The sequence below is a fragment of the Hydrogenophaga sp. BPS33 genome (genome assembly GCF_009859475.1).
Taxonomy (GTDB): Bacteria; Pseudomonadota; Gammaproteobacteria; order Burkholderiales; family Burkholderiaceae_C; genus Hydrogenophaga.
The window spans coordinates 6,284,216-6,301,271 of sequence record NZ_CP044549.1 but is presented as its reverse complement, the minus strand read 5'-3'; the positions used below and the strand labels follow the sequence as shown (position 1 = coordinate 6,301,271).

The following is a 17,056-nucleotide window of genomic DNA, read 5'->3' as shown; positions in this document are numbered from 1 at the left end:
TGGCTATAGTGGACAGGCCTTACCGGAGACCTGTTCATGACACCCCAACACATTGGCATCGTTGCCTGCTCGGCCGAAGGTGCGGCCCTTTGTTACCGCACGCTGTGCGCAGAGGGGGCTGCGCTGCTCGGCCCCCACGCACATCCCGAGGTTTCGCTGCATTCGCTCTCGCTGGCCGACTACGTGGCCGCACTCGATCGCAACGACATGCAGGCCGTCGCCGACCTCATGCTCACCTCGGCGCGCAAGCTTGCCTTGATCGGGGCGGACTTTCTCATCTGTCCGGACAACACCATCCACCAGGCGTTCCACCTTGTCGAACCGCATTCGCCCCGGCCCTGGCTGCACATTGCCGAGGTAGTAGCGCAAGCCGCAGCGCAGCGCGGTTACCGGCGCCTGGGCATCACCGGCACGCATTGGCTGGTGAACAGCGAGGTGTATCCGGAGAAGCTCGCCGCGCGAGGCTTGCAGGCGGTGCGCCCGAGCGAGGCGGACCGGGACGCGATCGGGCACATCATCATGGACGAATTGGTCAACGGCACGTTCAAGCCCGAGAGCGTGGCGCGCTTCCAGCACGTGTTCACCAACTTGAAAGACGCGGGATGCGATGCCGTGGTGATGGGCTGCACCGAGATACCCCTGATCATGAGCGACGCCAATTCGCCGCTGCCGACCCTGGATTCCACGCGTCTGCTCGCGCGCGCGGCGCTGGCCCGGGCGGTCGGGCGCTGACTCAGCCGCCTGCCGCCAGCACCAGGGCTGCCAGCGCTGCCGTCTCGGCGCGCAGCACGCGCGGACCGAGTGTCACCGGCACAAAACCGGCTGCGCGAGCGAGCGCATCTTCCTGGGGATTCAACCCACCCTCGGGTCCACTGAGGAAGCACACGGAGGTCTCCAGCGGCGTCTCGACCAGCACCTGATGCAAGGGGCGCGTGCCATCGGCCAGCGACAGCAAGCACCGCAGTGCACCATCGCCGGCGGGCAGGGCCTTGAGCCAGGCCGCGAAATCGACCACTGGGTGCACGGCGGGCACGCGGTTGCCGCCGCACTGTTCGCAGGCCGCCACCGCCACCGACTGCCAGTGCATCTGCTTCTTCGCCGCTCGCTCGCCGTTCAAGCGCAGCACGCTGTGCGCGGTGTGCAGCGGTTGCAGGCTGGCCGCGCCCAACTCGGCGGCCTTCTCCACCAGCCAGTCCATGCGCTCGTTGGCCGGCATGCCCATCGCCAGGTGCACGGCGCGCCTCGGCTCGCGTTCGGTGGCGTGGTGTGCGCCAACGGTCACCTCCACGTCATTGCGGCCCATGCGGGTGATGGTGGCATCCCACTCGCCACCTTCGCCGTCGAACAGCGTGATGCACTGCCCCGGTTGCAGGCGCAGCACCTGCACGTGGCGCGCGGTGGCCGCCGGCAGAGCGAGAGGCTGGCCCTGCACCAGCGCCGCCGCGCAGAAGAAGCGTGGCATAAGGGTCAGACGCGCCCGAAGGCGTAGCCCGACGCGGCCTGCAGGCCTTCGATCCCGTCGAGCATCTGCAGGAAGGGCCCGAGCGCGCGGTAGCGGTGCGCAGCGTGGCGGATGTAGCCAATGAAGCGCGGCGCGTCGGCCAGGTACTTGGGTTTGCCGTCGCGCAGCGTGAGCCGCGCGAAGATGCCGGCCACTTTCAGGTGGCGCTGCAGGCCCATCCATTCCACGCCGCGGTAGAAAGCGCCGAAGTCGCTGTGCCAGTCCTCGAAGTCCATCAGACCGGCCTTGCGCGCCTTCTCCCAGTAGCGCACCGTCACGTCGATCACGAAGTCCTCGTCCCAACTCAGGAAGGCGTCGCGCATCAGGCTGGCGATGTCGTAGGTGATGGGGCCATGCACCGCGTCCTGGAAGTCGAGCACCCCGAGCTGCTGCGCCGCTGTATCGCCGGGTTGCAGTGGCAACATGAGGTTGCGCGGCATGAAGTCGCGGTGCACGTACACCTGCGGGGCAGCGAGGTTGTGCGCCACGATGGTGTCGAAGGCCTTCTGCAGCGTCTGCGCTTGCGCGCTGTCCAGTGTGAGGCCCTTGTGCTGCTGCAGGTACCAGTCGGGGAACAGCTGCAGTTCACGGCGCAGCAACGCCTCGTTGTACGGCGGCAGCACGCCGGGCTTGGACGCCAGCTGCCAGGCCAGCAAGGCGTCCAGCGCCTGCATGTAGCGCGCGTGGTTGGCTTGCGCATGGGCGGCATCGATGCCGTCGAGCATGGTCTGATGACCGAGATCGCTCAGCAGCATGAAGCCTTGCGGCGCGTTCCAGTCGAGCACCTCGGGCACCAGCAACCCGGCGCCACGCATCAGCTCGGCCACGTGCACGAAGGGCTGGCAGTTCTCGTGCGCGGGCGGTGCGTCCATCACGATCAGGCTGGCGCCAGCCCGCGCGTCGATGCGCAGGTAGCGGCGAAAGCTCGCGTCGGCGGAGGCGGGACGCAGGGTGTCGGGCAGCAGGCCCAGTTGCAAGGCCAGCGGCGCAAGCCAGAGCTGGAAGGCGGCTTCGCGAGCGGGGTCGGCCCAGGCAACGGCGGGTTGAGACGGGGTCATGCGGGTGGTCGGATGGAGGCGTTGGCCGAGAGGCTCGACCAAGGGGCGGGCCGTGGATAATGCCCAGAGATTCTACAAACCCACCCTGCAGGCAGCGGCCGGCTTTCATGCCCGTTCTGGCGGCCTGGCCATCGAAGTCCCATTCCCTTGAAGCGCCGCACCGAACCGCTACCTACCCACCGCTCGCGCGGCCTGCTCGCCGCCCCGTTGTTCGTGGCAGCGCCCGTGGCGCGCGCGGTGCAAGGCCTGCTCGCAGCGATCGCCCTGGGTGCGCTCGTGGCGCCGGGCTGGGCGCTCGCGCAATCGGGCGATGGTGACGAACCAGTGGCACCCACGCCCGCGGCCCAGCTCAAGGGCAGCCGCATGTTGCAGGAGAACCTGCCCGAAGACGTGCAGAAGCAGGCGCCGACCTTCGTCTCGGGCGACCGCCTGGAAAGCCAGACCGAAGGCGTGACCACCGTCGAAGGCAGCGCCGAACTGCGCCGCCACGACATGGTGATCAAGGGCGACCGGCTGGAATACGACCAGCGCGACGGCGAAGCCAAGGCCAGCGGCAACGTGTTGATCAACCGCGGCGGCGACCGCTTTGAAGGCCCCGAGCTGCAGATCAACGTGGACACGTTCAAGGGCCAGTTCGAGGAACCCGAGTTCACGCTGCTCAAGAACGAAGGCAAGGGCGACGCCAGCCGGATCGATTTTCTGGATGCAGACCATGGCGTGGCGCACAACGCGCGCTACTCCACCTGCCCGCGCGTGCCCGGCGCCGACTGGATGCCCGCCTGGCTCGTGCGCGCCACCAAGATCGAATTCGACAACGTCGAAGAGATGGGCAAGGCCACCGGTGGCGTGGTCGAGTTCAAGGGCGTGCCCATCCTGGGCTGGCCATATTTCACCTTCCCGCTCAGCGACAAGCGCAAGTCGGGGCTGTTGCCGCCCACGATCAACCTCGACAACGTCAACGGGCTCGAACTCACCGTGCCCTACTACCTCAACATTGCGCCCAACCTCGACGCCACGCTCTACCCCACGTTGATGAGCAAGCGCGGTGTCGACCTGGGCGCCGAGGTGCGTTACCTGCAGCCCAGCTACTATGGCCAGGTGCGCGGTGCGTTCATGCCGTCGGACCCACTGCGCGACGCCAACCGCTGGGGCTACAGCTGGATCCACGACCAGAACCTGAGCGGCTCGCGGCTGGGGCTGGGCGGGTCGGCGGGCTTGCGGCTCGACATCAACCGCGTGAGCGACGACAACTACTGGCGCGACTTCCCGCGCGCCACGGCCTCGTTGACCAACCGCCTGCTCGCGGCCAACGCCGTGTACAGCTGGAACCGCGGGCCCTGGGCCTTGAGCGCGGGCGCCTACAGCTGGCAGACCCTGCAGGACATCGACTCGCCCATCACGCCGCCGTACGACCGCATGCCCTCGGTGGCGCTGCGCTACAGCCGAGGCGACGCGCGCATCGCCGGCGTGAACGACTGGCATTGGTCGGTGACGGGCGACTACACCCGCTTCGAATCCGACCCCCGCCTCACCGGGCAAACCAATGGGTCGCGCTCCATGACGATTGCCGAACTGAGCCGGCGCTGGGAGGCGCCGGGCTGGTTCATCAAGCCGCGCGCGCAGTTGCACGCCACCCAATACCAGTTCGACTCCCCGATCGCCACCGGCTCGCGCTCCGCCTCGCGCGTGCTGCCCACCGTGAGCCTGGACGGTGGGTTGATCTTCGAGCGCGATGCCCGTTACTTCGGCCGCAACTTCGTGCAGACCCTGGAGCCGCGCGCCTTCTTCACCTGGACGCCCTACCGCGACCAGAGCATGCTGCCCAACTACGACTCCGCGGCGAACGACTTCAACTTCGCCACCATCTTTTCGGAGAACGTGTTCGGCGGCAACGACCGCATCTCCGACACCCGCGCCATCACCGTGGGCGCGAGCTCGCGCCTGCTGGACCCTGAATCGGGCGCGGAAATCGTGCGCGTGGGCCTGGCCCAACGCTACCTCATCCGCAACCAAAACGTCTTCCTGCCCAACGCCAGTGGCCTGCCCGGGGGCGACCCCGTGCAGGAGCGTCTGAGCGACATCCTCCTGGCCACACGCGTGCAGTGGAGCCCGAAGTGGATGGTGGACACCAACTTCCAATACAGCCCGGGCAGCCGCGAGTCCGTGCGCACGACGCTGGCCGCGCGCTACACGCCCAGCCGCTACCGCGTGCTCAGCGCCGCGTACCGGCTGCAGCGCGGCGTGAGCGAACAGTACGAATTCGGTTGGCAATGGCCGCTCAACGACCTGTGGGACGAACCGCGCACCAGCGTGCCGGGGCGTGCCCTGGGGGAAGGCCAGTGGTACGCGGTCGGCCGCATCAACTACAGCGTGCCCGACCGCAAGGTGGTCGATCTGGTCGCCGGTTTTGAGTACGATGCGGGTTGCTGGATTGGCCGTGTCGTGGTCGAGCGCCTGCAACGCAGCGCGCTGACCGCCAACCAGCGCATCCTGTTCCAGCTGGAATTCAGCGGTTTCTCCCGCCTGGGATCCAATCCCTTGAAGACACTCAAGGAAAACGTGCCGCGCTACCAATACCTGCGCGAAGAAATCAACCCGCCCAGCCGGTTCACCCAATATGACTGACCGTTCTACCGCTCCATCACGCCTGTCCGCCTGGTGCCTGTGTGCTTCTCTGTTGTGGACCAGTGCGGCGCAGGCCCAGGGCCTGCGCCCCTCGGGCCAGCTCAATGTACCGCGCAATCCGAGTCCGCCGACATCCGCACCCGCGACGGGGCAGGCCACCGCCGACTACATCGTCGCCCTGGTCAACTCCGAACCCATCACCAATAGCGAGGTGCGCCAGCGTCTGGCGCGTGTGGAACAGCAACTGAGCGAACGGGGTGGTGCCATGCCATCGCGCGAGGTGCTGGCGCGCGAAGTGCTCGAGCAGCTCATCAACGAGCGCGCGCAGCTGCAACAGGCCACCGAACTCGGGATCACCGTGGACGAAGCCGCCGTGACGCAGGCCGAGCTGAGCGTTGCGGCTCAGAACCAGATGACGCCCGAGGCACTTCGCCGGCGCCTCGCGGCCGAAGGCCTGGACATCAACCGCTTTCGCGGCGACCTGCGCCGGCAGATTCTGCTGCAACGCATCCATGAGCGGCAAGTGGACTCGCGCGTGCGCGTGAGCGAGGCAGACATCGACGAATTCATCCGCGATCAGCAGGGCAGCGGCTCGGCCGATAGCCTGGAACTGAATCTGGGGCACGTGCTGGTGACCGTGCCCGAAGGCGCCAGTGAACAGCGGGTGCAGGAGTTGCAGGCACGCGCGCAACAGGCCGCAGAACGGGCGCGTGCGGGGGGCGATTTCGCTGCCGTGGCACGCGAATTCTCCGATGCGCCCGAGCGGGCCAACGGGGGCCTGCTCGGCATGCGCGCAGCGAACCGCCTGCCCGAGCTCTTCGTCAACGCCACCCGCGCGCTCAACGTCGGTGGTGTGGCAGGCCCCTTGCGCAGCCCCGCCGGTTTCCACGTGCTCAAGGTGGTCGACAAGCGCCAAGGCGCCATGCCGGGTGCCACCATCACGCAGACCCGTGCGCGCCACATCCTGTTGCGCACCAGTGCCCAACTCAGCGAAGCCGAGGCGTTGTCGCGCTTGGCCGGCTATCGCCAGCAGATTGCCAGCGGCCAGGCGACTTTCGAAGCCCTGGCGCGCGAACACAGCCAGGATGGTTCGGCCCCGCAGGGCGGCGACTTGGGCTGGGCCAATCCCGGCCAGTTCGTGCCCGAGTTCGAGCAGGCCATGGCCAACCTGCGGCCTGGCGAGATGTCAGAGCCGCTGGTGTCCCGTTTCGGTGTGCACCTCATCCGCGTGGAAGAGCGCCGCCAGAACACTTTGTCGCAGCGCGATCAACGTGAGATGGTGCGTGGCCTGGTGCGCGAGAAAAAGATCGACGAGGCCTTGAACACCTGGGCACAGGACGTGCGGGGCCGCGCGTTTGTGGAGCTTCGGGAAGCCCCGCAGCCGTGAGGCATAGTTCCGCTGGGTCGAGCGACGGCCACATGGCATGAAACACATCGCCCGCAAGCGTTTTGGTCAGCACTTTCTGACCGACGACGCCATCATCGACGCCATCGTGGCCGCCATTGCGCCTGCGCGCGGCGATGCGATGGTCGAAATCGGGCCGGGCTTGGCCGCGCTCACGCAACCCTTGGTCGAGCGCCTGGGGCGGCTGGCCGTGATCGAACTCGACCGGGACCTCGCTGCCCGGTTGCGGTCCCACGGGCAGTTGGATGTGATCGAGTCGGATGTGCTGAAGGTGGATTTCACCGCGTTGTCGCTGCGATGGCCAGCGCAGAAGCTGCGCGTCGTCGGCAACCTGCCCTACAACATTTCCACGCCCATCCTGTTCCATCTGCTCGGCCACGTCGACGTGGTGCGGGATCAGCACTTCATGCTGCAGAAGGAAGTGATCGACCGCATGGTCGCGCGTCCCGCCACGGCCGACTACAGTCGCCTGAGCGTGATGCTGCAATGGCGTTACGCCATGGACAACGTGCTGTTCGTACCGCCGGAGAGCTTCGATCCGCCCCCGCGCGTCGACAGTGCCATCGTGCGGATGTTGCCGCTGGCCGAGCCGCCGAACATCGACATCGTGCGCTTTGGGGCGATGGTGCAGGTGGCCTTCAGCCAGCGCCGCAAGATCCTGCGCAACACCCTGGGCCGCTGGCTCGACGAACAAGGCTACAGCGGCGGATTCGACCTGCAGCGAAGGGCCGAAGAGGTGCCTGTGGGCGAGTACGTCGGCTTGATGCAGGCCCTGCAGGCGTAAAAAAAGCCGCGGCAGGCGTCGCGGCTTTTTCCCGTTGCTTCGAGGGTCAGGCTGCGGCCAGCCAGTAACCCGCGTTGAAGGGGCTGCTCATGCGCAACGCCATCGGACTCACATCCAGGATCTTGTCGGTGGGCATCGGTTCATCGGTCTGCACCTCGATCGGCTCTTCGCCCTTGGGCGCGCGCGCCACGGAGAACGAATAGAAGCAGCGGAACGGGATCTTCCGGTCGGACCAGTAGTCGGCGGCATCGCGGAAGATGTCGAGCAACTGCTCACGTGCTTCCTTGTCGAACTTGGCGTGTGCCGGAATGTGTTCCAGCACCACGATGAAGCCGGTCTGCGGACCCGACTTGTGGACCATGTCGGTCATGCAGTCGTACAGCGCATCGAAGTTTTTGCCGAAGTGCGCCGGCAGGGTGTATTGCGCAGCGATCAATTCCAGCACGTCCTGCTTGCTCTGGGCCTTTGCCAGATTGGCGTACAGGAAGTGGTGTCCCAAGTGCTCGGCCGCGGCCTGCAGGTCTTTCACGCCATGGGCGCGGATCGACTGGACGATGTTGGAACGTACGTTACGAAGTGGCGTGTCCATCTCCGTGTCTCTTTCTAAGGTCAAAGTTGAATAAAAAAAACCGTTCACACCGCCGAAGGTTCACTGCAGGATCAGCCGAAAGCTGCTGTAGTGGTCTTCGGTGTAATAACACGTGTCAGGAACCCGGGGCTTGAACCCCCCACACACGATCCGTCGGGCTCCCCGATGCCGAACCCCAGGGGTGGGCACCGTGTATTCCCGGTAGTACCCGCGCTTTTCACCTGGCAACAGGCGTTCGCGATTGCCAAACACCGAGCCGTCCTTGTCGTAGCGAAACGGACCGCCTTGTCGAATCCGGCCGAGCACTTCCTGGCCCTGCACCGGCAAACCTGAAACTTCCACCATCACGGCGGCGTTGGATCCGGCGGCTGCGGCATCAGGGGTTCGGGCTTGCACCAGTATGGTGCCAAGTGCGGCGATCAACGTGATCGCCAAGGCCTTGGAGGCCATTCCCCTGGTGCTTTTGAAACGCGTCCGGACCTGTTTCAGATCCATGAAACCACTAGCTCCTGATGGGGCCAATCCGCGGCAAAAACGCAAAAATCAGCACGAAAGTACGAATTTTTTGACCGTTCAAGGGGCGGGTTAACCCTGAATTCCAAGCGCGCTAGTGTGCCTGAGATGGGGGTGAAAAGCAAGGCTTTGCTGAAAAGATCAGCAAAGCCTTGCCTCAGAAACGTTTGAAAAAGTTAGCGCTTGCTTTTTCAGCAGACTTCAACGCGAAACGTTGGCGTCGGCCACGGTCAGCGCTGTCATATTGACGATGCGCCGCACGGTGGCGCTGGGGGTCAGGATGTGCACCGGCTTGTCTGCACCCAACAGCACCGGTCCGATGGCGATATTGCCGCCTGCAGCGGTCTTGAGCAGGTTGTAAGAAATGTTGGCCGCGTCGATGTTGGGCAGCACCAACAGATTGGCCCCGCCTTGGAGCGTGCTGTTGGGCATGAGGGTATTGCGCGCATCAGCGTCCAGCGCCACATCGCCGTGCATTTCGCCGTCTACCTCCAGCCACGGTGCCTGGTTGCGCAGCAGCGCCAGCGTGCGGCGCATCTTCACGGCACTCGGTTCGTCGCTGGAGCCGAAGTTGGAGTGCGACAGAAGGGCCACCTTCGGTTGCAGGCCGAAGCGCAGCATTTCCTCGGCCGCCATGACGGTGATCTCGCACAGTTCTTCGGGTGTGGGGTCGTAGTTCACGTGGGTGTCGACCAGGAACACCTGGCGCCCGGGCAGCATCAGGCCGTTCATGCAGGCATAGATCTGCACGTCCTGCGCGGTGCTGGGGCTTCCGCCGGCGCGCTTGCCGATGACCTGGTCGATGTACTTCAGGTGGTGCTGGGTGGTGCCCCAGGTGCCGCAGATCAGGCCGTCGACCTCGCCCTTGTGCAGCAGCATCGCCCCGATCAGCGTGAGGCGGCGGCGCATTTCGATCTTCGCCAGTTGCTGCGTCACGCCCTTGCGTTCGGTCATGCGATGGTAGGTCTGCCAGAAGTCGCGGTAGCGGTTGTCCTGTTCGACGTTCACCACGTCGTAGTCGAGCTCTTCGCGCAGCCGCAGGCCGAATTTCTCGATGCGTTGCGCAATGATGGCTGGGCGACCGATCAAGGTGGGCCGCGCCAGGCCTTCGTCGACCACGATCTGGCAGGCGCGCAGCACGCGTTCCTCTTCGCCTTCCGCATACGCCACGCGCTTGCGCGCCGCCACCTTCGCGGCGGCGAAGATCGGCTTCATGGTGGTGCCCGAAGCGAACACGAAGCTCTGCAGTTTTTCGCGGTAGGCGGCCATGTCGGCCACGGGCCGCAATGCAACGCCGCTGTCGGCCGCCGCCTGCGCCACGGCTGGCGCGATCTTCATCATCAGACGCGGATCGAAGGGTTTGGGAATGAGGTACTCGGGACCGAAAGCCAGCTTTTCACCCGCATAGGCTGCGGCCACCACTTCGCTTTGTTCGGCTTGTGCCAGCTCGGCGATGGCATGCACCGCGGCGACTTCCATTTCATCGGTGATGGTCGAGGCACCGGCATCGAGCGCGCCGCGGAAGATGTACGGAAAGCACAGGACGTTGTTGACCTGGTTCGGGTAGTCGGTGCGTCCGGTCGCCATGATCGCGTCGTCACGCACCGACTTCACGTCTTCGGGTGATATCTCGGGGTTCGGGTTGGCCAAGGCGAGGATGATGGGTCTGGCCGCCATCTTTCGGACCATGTCGGGCTTGAGCACACCACCGGCCGAGAGGCCCAGGAAGATGTCGGCGTCCGCGATCACGTCGGTGAGCGTGCGGTGATCGGTCTTTTGTGCGAACTGGATTTTGTCCTCGTCCATCAGCTCGGTGCGGCCTTCGTAGACCACGCCGGCCAGGTCGGTGACCCAGATGTTTTCGCGCGGAATGCCCAGTTTGACCAACAGGCCCAGGCAAGCCAATGCTGCGGCGCCGGCGCCCGAGGTCACGAGCTTGACCTTCTTCGGGTCTTTGCCGACCACTTTCAGGCCGTTGAGGATGGCCGCGCCGACCACGATGGCGGTGCCGTGCTGGTCGTCGTGGAAAACCGGGATCTTCATGCGCTCGCGCAGCTTGCGCTCCACGTAGAAGCAGTCGGGCGCCTTGATGTCTTCGAGGTTGATGCCGCCGAACGTGGGTTCGAGCGAGGCGATGATCTCGACCAGCTTGTCCGGGTCCTTCTCGTTGATCTCGATGTCGAACACATCGATGCCCGAGAACTTCTTGAACAGCACGCCCTTGCCTTCCATCACGGGCTTGGCTGCCAGCGGGCCGATGTCGCCCAGGCCGAGCACGGCGGTGCCGTTGGTGATGACAGCCACGAGATTGCCGCGGCTGGTGTACTTGAAGGCGTTGATCGGGTCGGCCACGATCTCTTCACAGGGCGCGGCCACGCCGGGTGAATACGCCAGCGCCAGGTCGCGCTGGTTGACGAGTTGCTTGGTGGCGGCGATGGCCACTTTGCCGGGAACGGGGAACTCGTGGTACTTGAGGGCGGCGCGGCGCAGCTCGGCGCGCTTGTTCTCGACGGTGTTTTCCATGCTCATGCTCGTGTCTCCAGCGAGTTGTTGTCTTGCAATGCGGAATCGAATTGCGCATTCTAAATGGAGTGATCGGGAAAACCCGCAGTACTTGAGCGGCACGGGCGTTGTGACGCTTTTGACTTTTCAGCGGGAAATCGGTGGGATCTGCACCAGCGCCCTTGGACGCAGTATGCGGCAGGGCTTGCGGCCTGCGAGAGGCAGGCAGGGAAAGTCAGGAGGGACTTGCTGCAGATCGGCGATCAGGCGGCCGCTGCCTGGGCCGGCGTCGTCGCGGGGTGCAGCTGCAGGTGCACCACCGATTGCTGCGGTGTGCATTCCGACCACAGCGCGCGGGCGCAGGACTCACACTGGCCGCATTGCGTGGCCACACCCAGCTCCAGCTGGAGGTCGTCAAAGGCCATGCCCGATCGCGCGCAACGTGCGATGGTCTGGTCACTGACGCGATGGCAAACGCAAACGATCATGGATGTGGGTACCTGGGAAAACAGCCTTGGGGGCCGCAACAAGTTCGCAAATGATAATTGATCGTATTCAAAAGTCCAAAAAAAAGCCCCGGACAGACCGGGGCTTTGTGGTGAAAGTGGGACGCCTTGCGGATCAGCTGAGTTCGCCCATCTGGCTCTGCAGGTAGTTCTGGATGCCGACCTTGCCGACGAGGTCGATCTGGGTTTCCAGGAAGTCGATGTGTTCTTCCGTATCGTCCAGGATCGCCTGCAGCAGGTCGCGCGAGACGTAGTCGCGCACCGATTCGCAATGGGCAATGCCGTCCTTGATGGTGGCCTGTGCGCCGGTTTCCAGGCCGAGGTCGCTTTTGAGGATTTCGGGCACGTCTTCGCCGATGTGCAGCTTGCCCAGATCCTGCAGATTGGGCAGGCCATCGAGTGTGAAGATGCGGTCCATCAGCTTGTCGGCATGCTTCATTTCGCCGATGGATTCTGCGTATTCCTTGGCTGCAAGCTTGTCCAGGCCCCAGTGTTTGAGCATGCGGTAGTGCACGAAATACTGGTTGATCGCCGTGAGCTCGTTCTTGAGCTGGGCCTGCAGGTGGCCAATGACTTTGGCGTCGCCTTTCATGGGTTTTCCTTCCATTTTTTTGTTGAGAGGCGCGCATTGTGCGCGCAGCACTTGGGCGTTTCAGTTTTGAGAATCGGTTCAGCTTGCAAATGAGAATCGTTCTCATATAATCAGCGATCTGCCAGCCAGTGCCCAGGGCGTTTCCCTGGAGACAAGACGCCAGCCTCGTCCTCCAACCCTTTGGATTCAGGTGCCGTCTTGTCTGCTTCCCATTCCCCTCGCTTCCTTTCCCATTCCCGGCGTGCGCTCAGCCCTTTGTGCGCGGCCTGCCTCGCGCTGCTGGCTGGTTCTGCCGCGGCGCAAGCCAGCGGCCCTGGCACTTTGCGCGAAGTGGTCGTGAGCGGCTCGCGCAGCGAGCGCGCGATCGAAGAGGTGCCGGCCAGCGTCGACGTGATCACTGGCGAGGATCTTGATCCCGCGCGCGTGCAGGACATCCGCGATCTCGCGCGCGAAGTTCCCAACATGAGCGTGCGCCGAGCAGCGCAGCGCTTTGCCGCGGTCAACGGCCCGCAAGTGGGCTCCAACGGGCGCGAGGGCAATGCCGGCTTCAACCTGCGCGGCCTCGACGGCAATCGCGTGCTGCTCACGGTGGACGGCATCCGCGTTCCGCGCGAACTCACCAGTGGCGTGTTCGGCTCGGCTTCGTTTGGCCGCGACTATTACGACCTGGGCCTCATCTCGCGCGTGGAAATCGTGCGCGGCGCCAGTTCTGCGCTCTACGGCTCCGACGGACTCGCTGGCATGGTGGCGATGTTCACCACCGAGCCCAAGGATTTGCTCAAGACCGGACAGACCTTCGGCGGACGTGTGGGCGTGCGGGCCAGTTCCGAGGAACGCGGCCGCGGCGTGGGCGTCACGCTGGTCGGCCAGCCCAGCGATACCGTGCAGTGGCTGGGCAGCGTGCAACTCGGCCGCAGCGAGGCGCTGGAGAACCTGGGCGAGAACCATGCGCTCAACAGCAACCGCACGGCGCCCAATCCACAGAAGGACAAGAGTGTGTCCGCGCTGGGCAAGGTCGTTCTGACGCCCGGAGGTGGACAGCGGCACACGCTGACGCTCGAGCACGTGGACAAGTCCGGTGAGATCGAGGCGTACAGCGGCCGCAGTGCCACCGCGACCGGTGTGCTGGATCTCGATGGCACCAGCGACATGCAGCGCACGCGTCTCAGTTGGGATGGCCGCTTCAAGCTCGGCACAGCCTGGGCCGACGAGTTGCGCGCCACCGTGGGCTACCAGCAGGCCGAATCGCAAGAGGTGGCGAGCGAGTTGCGCACATCGCCGCCACCCACCAGCCGTTCGCGCGACGTCACGTACAACGAGAAACTTTGGCAAGGCGTGCTGCAGGCCGAAAAAACGCGTGCACTGGGCGCCGACTGGAGCCAGAAGCTGGTGTATGGCGCCGATGTGTCGGTCTCGAAGATGGACAACCTCGTCACCGGCACCGGCGCGCCGGGCTACGAGAGCTACCCGCTCAAGCGCTTCCCGCCGACACGCGAGACCAACGCCGCACTGTTCGTGCAGAGTGAATTCGCCACCGACCGCTGGAGCGTGATTCCGGCGCTGCGCTACGACCGCTTCGACCTCAAGGCCGCGAACCATGCGCTGTACCCGTTGCAGGCCGCCAGCCTGTCGGACACCGCGTTTTCGCCCAAGCTCGGTGTGATCTTCCGCCCAGCGCAGGAACTCCATCTGTTCGCCAACGTGGCCGCCGGCTTCAAGGCGCCGAGCGCGCTGCAGCTCAACAACAATTTCCAGAACATCCCGGCGAGCTACCGCACCGTTCCCAACCCGAACCTCAAGCCCGAGACCAGCCGCACGCTGGAGCTGGGCGCGCGCGACAAGGTGGGGCCGGTGCAGTGGGAGGCCGCGGTCTTCAGCGGCCGCTACAAGGATTTCATCGACGAGCTCGTGCCGGTGAGCGGGACCGCGGGCAATCCGCTGGACCCGCTGACCTACCAGGCCATCAACCGCGGTCAGGTGCGTCTGAGCGGCTTCGAACTCAAGGGGAAACTCGTGCTGGGCTCGGCCACGGATCTGCGCTTGGCCTATGGGCAGACCAAAGGCAAGGACACGCGTCTGGGTGCGCCACTCAACAGCGTCAACCCGGCGCGCCTGGTGCTGGGGGTGGACCACCGCCTGGGCGACTGGAAGCTCGGCGCTTCGCTGGCATACACGGCCAAGAAGGCGCGCAGCGACATCAACACCGCGAGCCCGAATATTGCCAATCAGTTCGCACCACCGTCCTACACCACGCTGGACCTGCGCGCGAGCTGGCAGGTCAACCGTTCCACGCGGTTGAGCGCGGCGATCCACAACGTGACCGACCGCAAGTACTGGGAGTGGGGCAACGTCGTCGGCGTGGCCTCGAACTCGCCGGTGCTGGACGCTTACACCGCGCCGGGGCGCGCCATCTCGCTGGCGCTCGTCACCGAGTTCTAGCCCGCCGCCCACTTCCCAAACAGCCACTTCACAGGAGCCACACGCCATGCCCACCACCCCGCACGATGCATGCTTCGATGCCCAGGACGAGGAGTACACGCTGCCCAGCATGGAAGCCCTGCTGGCCGGCACGCTCGCGCTCATGACCGGCTATGCGCAAAGCGCGCGCGATTGCCCGCACCGCCCACACATGGCGCGCAAGCTGGTGTCCAACCTGTTCTGCCTGTCGGCCCACCCGCAGCTCACGCCGCCCATGCAGATCATGGTGGCGAATTTGCGCACGCGCTGGCAGCTGGAGCTGGAAAACGCAGCGCAGGCCGTGGCGCCCGAGCCCGGACCCACGCCCCTGTGGCACACCGCACCTGCGAGCGTGCATTGAGGCCATCTCGATCAGAAGGAACACGATGCAAGCCCGCGATATTCGAACCGCTTTCCAGTCCGCTCGCGCCGGTGGCCTGCGCGCCAAGGAGGCCGCCGAGTCGATCGACCTGAGCGAAGGCGCGGCCATCGCCGCCCATGCCGGTACACACGAAGCACCCTTGCACGCCACGCCTTTGCGCGGTGACTGGCTGAGCCTGCTGCAGTCCCTGGAGCCCTGTGGTCCCTTGATGGCGCTCACGCGCAACGAGACAGTGGTGCACGAGAAAACCGGCGTGTACCAGAAGCTGTCGGCCAGCGGGCACGTGGGCCTGGCGCTGGGCGAAGACATCGACCTGCGGCTCTTCTTTGCGCAGTGGCATGCCGGCTTCGCGGTGAGCGAGGCATCGAAATCGCAACCCGGCATGGGCACGCCGAGTCTGCAGTTCTTCGACCGCCATGGCGTGGCGGTGCACAAGATCTACGTGCGCGAGCCGACCGATTTGCACGCATGGCGCGCCGTGATCGAACAACACACCGACACGACGTCCGCGCGCGCCTTCGTCGAACGCGCCGCGCCGTCCGCTGCGGTGCTGCCGCCTTCGCCGGACGTCAACGCCTTTGGCAACGCCTGGAGTGCGATGACCGACACGCACCAGTTCTTCGGTCTGCTCAAGCAGTTCGGCCTGGAGCGCCAGCACAGCTTTCGGCTGGTCGAGGGCCGCTTCACGCACCGCGTACCCACCACGGCGCTGCGCGACCTGCTGACGGAAGCGGCGTTCGACGGCACGCCCATCATGGTGTTCGTGGGCAGCCCGGGCTGCATCCAGATCCACACCGGCCCCGTGCGGCGCATCGAACCGATGGAGATCCACGGCAAAGCCTGGCTCAACGTGCTCGACGCGGGCTTCAACCTGCACCTGCGCGAAGACCGTATTGCCCATGCATGGGTGGTCGAGAAACCCACCGCCGACGGCGTGGTGACCTCGGTGGAAGCGTTCGACGACCGTGGCGAACCCATGGCGATGTTCTTCGGTGCGCGCAAACCGGGCCAGAGCGAGTTGCCCGCCTGGCGTCGGATCGTCGCGCACCTGCGGCAGATGCGCGTGGAGGCCCCTGCATGAACGCGCCCGTCAGCACCGCCCTGCAGGCGGTTGAAATCAAAGCCTTCGTGCCTGCCAAGGACTTCGAGCTCTCCAAACGCTTCAACGCCGATCTGGGCTTCGTGCAGCGCTGCGAGGGCGGCGGCGTGGCGTACTTCTGTGTCGACCTGCCATGACATTGCCACTTCCCCTCTCTCGGCGGCGCGCGCTGCAGGGGCTCTCGGCCTTGGCCGCGGCTTCCTCGCCGCTGGGCCTCCTGGCGGCCGGAGCGCCGCGCCTGATCACGGTGGGCGGTGGGATCACCGAGGTGGTGTATGCGCTCGGTGCGCAGCAGCAGCTCGTGGGCACCGATACCACCAGCCTTTACCCGGCCGCCGCGCTGGCCACGCCGAAGGTGGGCTACATGCGCCAGCTCTCGGCCGAAGGCCTGCTCGCTTTGCGGCCCGATGCGCTGATCGCCGGCACCGACGCCGGCCCGCCTGTGGTGCTCGACCAGTTGCGCAGTGCCGGCGTGCGCGTGGAACTCATCGCCGCCGACCACCGTTGGGACGAGGTGCGCCGCAAGGTCGCCGCCGTGGGCCGCGCCGCGAACCGCGAAGCCGCTGCGCGCGATTTGCAGGCACGGCTGGACGCGCGTTGGCAGGTGGTGGGTGCGCGCGTGCAGGCGTTCAAGGGGCCGGCGCCGAAGGTGCTGTTCGTGCTCTCGCACAGCGGCAGCCCACAGGTGTCGGGCGAGCAGACGGCCGCCGATGCCGTGATCCGCTTCATGGGTGCGCGCAACGCCCTCAGCGGGTTCAAGGGCTACCGGCCCATGACCGCAGAGGCCATGGCGCAGGCCGCGCCGGATGTGATCCTGACGACCACCCAGGGCATCGAGGCCATCGGCGGCGAGGCCGCGTTCTGGCGGCGCCCCGAGCTGGCGCTCACGCCGGTCTATGCGCGCCACAGCGCATCCAACGCCCTGGTGCACCTGGACGCACTGGAGCTGCTGGGCTTCGGCCCCCGCATGCCCGACGTGGTCGAACGCCTGCACGACCGCGTGGTGAGGGCGTGAGCGCCGCCCGGCCGCTCCGAAGGCGCTC

General features: G+C 65.7%; 15 protein-coding genes and 1 pseudogene. 9 read left to right on the top strand and 7 right to left on the bottom strand.

What is annotated here, in order from left to right; all coding sequences use genetic code 11:
- Positions 1 to 36: 36 nt before the first annotated feature.
- Positions 37 to 732 (top strand): aspartate/glutamate racemase family protein, encoded by a 696-nt coding sequence (locus tag F9K07_RS29245; RefSeq protein ID WP_159596729.1) that lies wholly within the window; start codon positions 37 to 39, stop codon positions 730 to 732.
- 1 nt (position 733) lies between these two features.
- Here F9K07_RS29245 and F9K07_RS29240 read toward each other — a convergent pair whose 3' ends face one another.
- Positions 734 to 1,462 (bottom strand): 16S rRNA (uracil(1498)-N(3))-methyltransferase, encoded by a 729-nt coding sequence (locus F9K07_RS29240; RefSeq protein ID WP_159596728.1) that lies wholly within the window; start codon positions 1,460 to 1,462, stop codon positions 734 to 736.
- A 5-nt stretch (positions 1,463 to 1,467) separates the two neighbouring features.
- Positions 1,468 to 2,559 (bottom strand): aminoglycoside phosphotransferase family protein, encoded by a 1,092-nt coding sequence (locus F9K07_RS29235; RefSeq protein WP_159596727.1) that lies wholly within the window; start codon positions 2,557 to 2,559, stop codon positions 1,468 to 1,470.
- A gap of 147 nt (positions 2,560 to 2,706) precedes the next feature.
- On the opposite strand from F9K07_RS29235, the gene F9K07_RS29230 reads away from it, so the two are divergent.
- Genes F9K07_RS29230 through rsmA form a run of 3 tightly spaced genes read left to right on the top strand, consistent with a single transcriptional unit; the run spans position 2,707 to position 7,373 of the window.
- Positions 2,707 to 5,184: an LPS-assembly protein LptD gene (locus F9K07_RS29230; RefSeq protein ID WP_236581750.1), complete on the top strand. Its 2,478-nt coding sequence runs from the start codon at positions 2,707 to 2,709 to the stop codon at positions 5,182 to 5,184.
- A complete protein-coding gene (locus tag F9K07_RS29225; protein ID WP_159596726.1) occupies positions 5,177 to 6,571 on the top strand; it encodes a peptidylprolyl isomerase in 1,395 nt (464 codons plus the stop codon). Before F9K07_RS29230 ends, F9K07_RS29225 begins: the two co-directional genes overlap by 8 nt.
- A 37-nt stretch (positions 6,572 to 6,608) precedes the next feature.
- Complete coding sequence (gene rsmA / locus F9K07_RS29220; RefSeq protein ID WP_159596725.1) at positions 6,609 to 7,373, top strand: 16S rRNA (adenine(1518)-N(6)/adenine(1519)-N(6))-dimethyltransferase RsmA; 765 nt, start codon at positions 6,609 to 6,611, stop codon at positions 7,371 to 7,373.
- 193 nt (positions 7,374 to 7,566) lie between these two features.
- Here rsmA and F9K07_RS29215 read toward each other — a convergent pair.
- The 5 genes and pseudogenes from F9K07_RS29215 to bfr all read right to left on the bottom strand — a co-directional run.
- Positions 7,567 to 7,962: pseudogene (locus F9K07_RS29215) on the bottom strand (barstar family protein); the annotation flags it as partial.
- A gap of 60 nt (positions 7,963 to 8,022) precedes the next feature.
- Positions 8,023 to 8,457 (bottom strand): ribonuclease domain-containing protein, encoded by a 435-nt coding sequence (locus tag F9K07_RS29210; protein ID WP_236581749.1) that lies wholly within the window; start codon positions 8,455 to 8,457, stop codon positions 8,023 to 8,025.
- A 219-nt stretch (positions 8,458 to 8,676) separates the two neighbouring features.
- A complete protein-coding gene (locus F9K07_RS29205) occupies positions 8,677 to 11,004 on the bottom strand; it encodes an NADP-dependent malic enzyme (RefSeq protein WP_159596723.1) in 2,328 nt (775 codons plus the stop codon).
- Positions 11,005 to 11,240: 236 nt separating this feature from the next.
- A complete protein-coding gene (locus F9K07_RS29200) occupies positions 11,241 to 11,465 on the bottom strand; it encodes a (2Fe-2S)-binding protein (protein WP_159596722.1) in 225 nt (74 codons plus the stop codon).
- A 133-nt stretch (positions 11,466 to 11,598) separates the two neighbouring features.
- Positions 11,599 to 12,075, bottom strand: a complete 477-nt coding sequence (bfr, locus tag F9K07_RS29195) for a bacterioferritin (protein ID WP_159596721.1) — start codon at positions 12,073 to 12,075, stop codon at positions 11,599 to 11,601.
- Positions 12,076 to 12,273: 198 nt separating this feature from the next.
- On the opposite strand from bfr, the gene F9K07_RS29190 reads away from it, so the two are divergent.
- Genes F9K07_RS29190 through F9K07_RS29170 form a run of 5 tightly spaced genes read left to right on the top strand, consistent with a single transcriptional unit; the run spans position 12,274 to position 17,028 of the window.
- Positions 12,274 to 14,514 (top strand): TonB-dependent hemoglobin/transferrin/lactoferrin family receptor, encoded by a 2,241-nt coding sequence (locus F9K07_RS29190; protein ID WP_159596720.1) that lies wholly within the window; start codon positions 12,274 to 12,276, stop codon positions 14,512 to 14,514.
- A 46-nt stretch (positions 14,515 to 14,560) separates the two neighbouring features.
- Positions 14,561 to 14,893: a hypothetical protein gene (locus tag F9K07_RS29185; RefSeq protein ID WP_159596719.1), complete on the top strand. Its 333-nt coding sequence runs from the start codon at positions 14,561 to 14,563 to the stop codon at positions 14,891 to 14,893.
- A gap of 25 nt (positions 14,894 to 14,918) precedes the next feature.
- Positions 14,919 to 15,995 carry a hemin-degrading factor gene (locus F9K07_RS29180; protein ID WP_159596718.1) on the top strand — a complete coding sequence of 359 codons (1,077 nt, stop codon included), beginning with the start codon at positions 14,919 to 14,921 and terminating at the stop codon, positions 15,993 to 15,995.
- A complete protein-coding gene (locus tag F9K07_RS29175) occupies positions 15,992 to 16,150 on the top strand; it encodes a hypothetical protein (RefSeq protein WP_201451614.1) in 159 nt (52 codons plus the stop codon). Before F9K07_RS29180 ends, F9K07_RS29175 begins: the two co-directional genes overlap by 4 nt.
- A complete protein-coding gene (locus tag F9K07_RS29170; protein ID WP_159596717.1) occupies positions 16,147 to 17,028 on the top strand; it encodes a heme/hemin ABC transporter substrate-binding protein in 882 nt (293 codons plus the stop codon). Before F9K07_RS29175 ends, F9K07_RS29170 begins: the two co-directional genes overlap by 4 nt.
- The last annotated feature ends 28 nt before the right edge of the window (positions 17,029 to 17,056 follow it).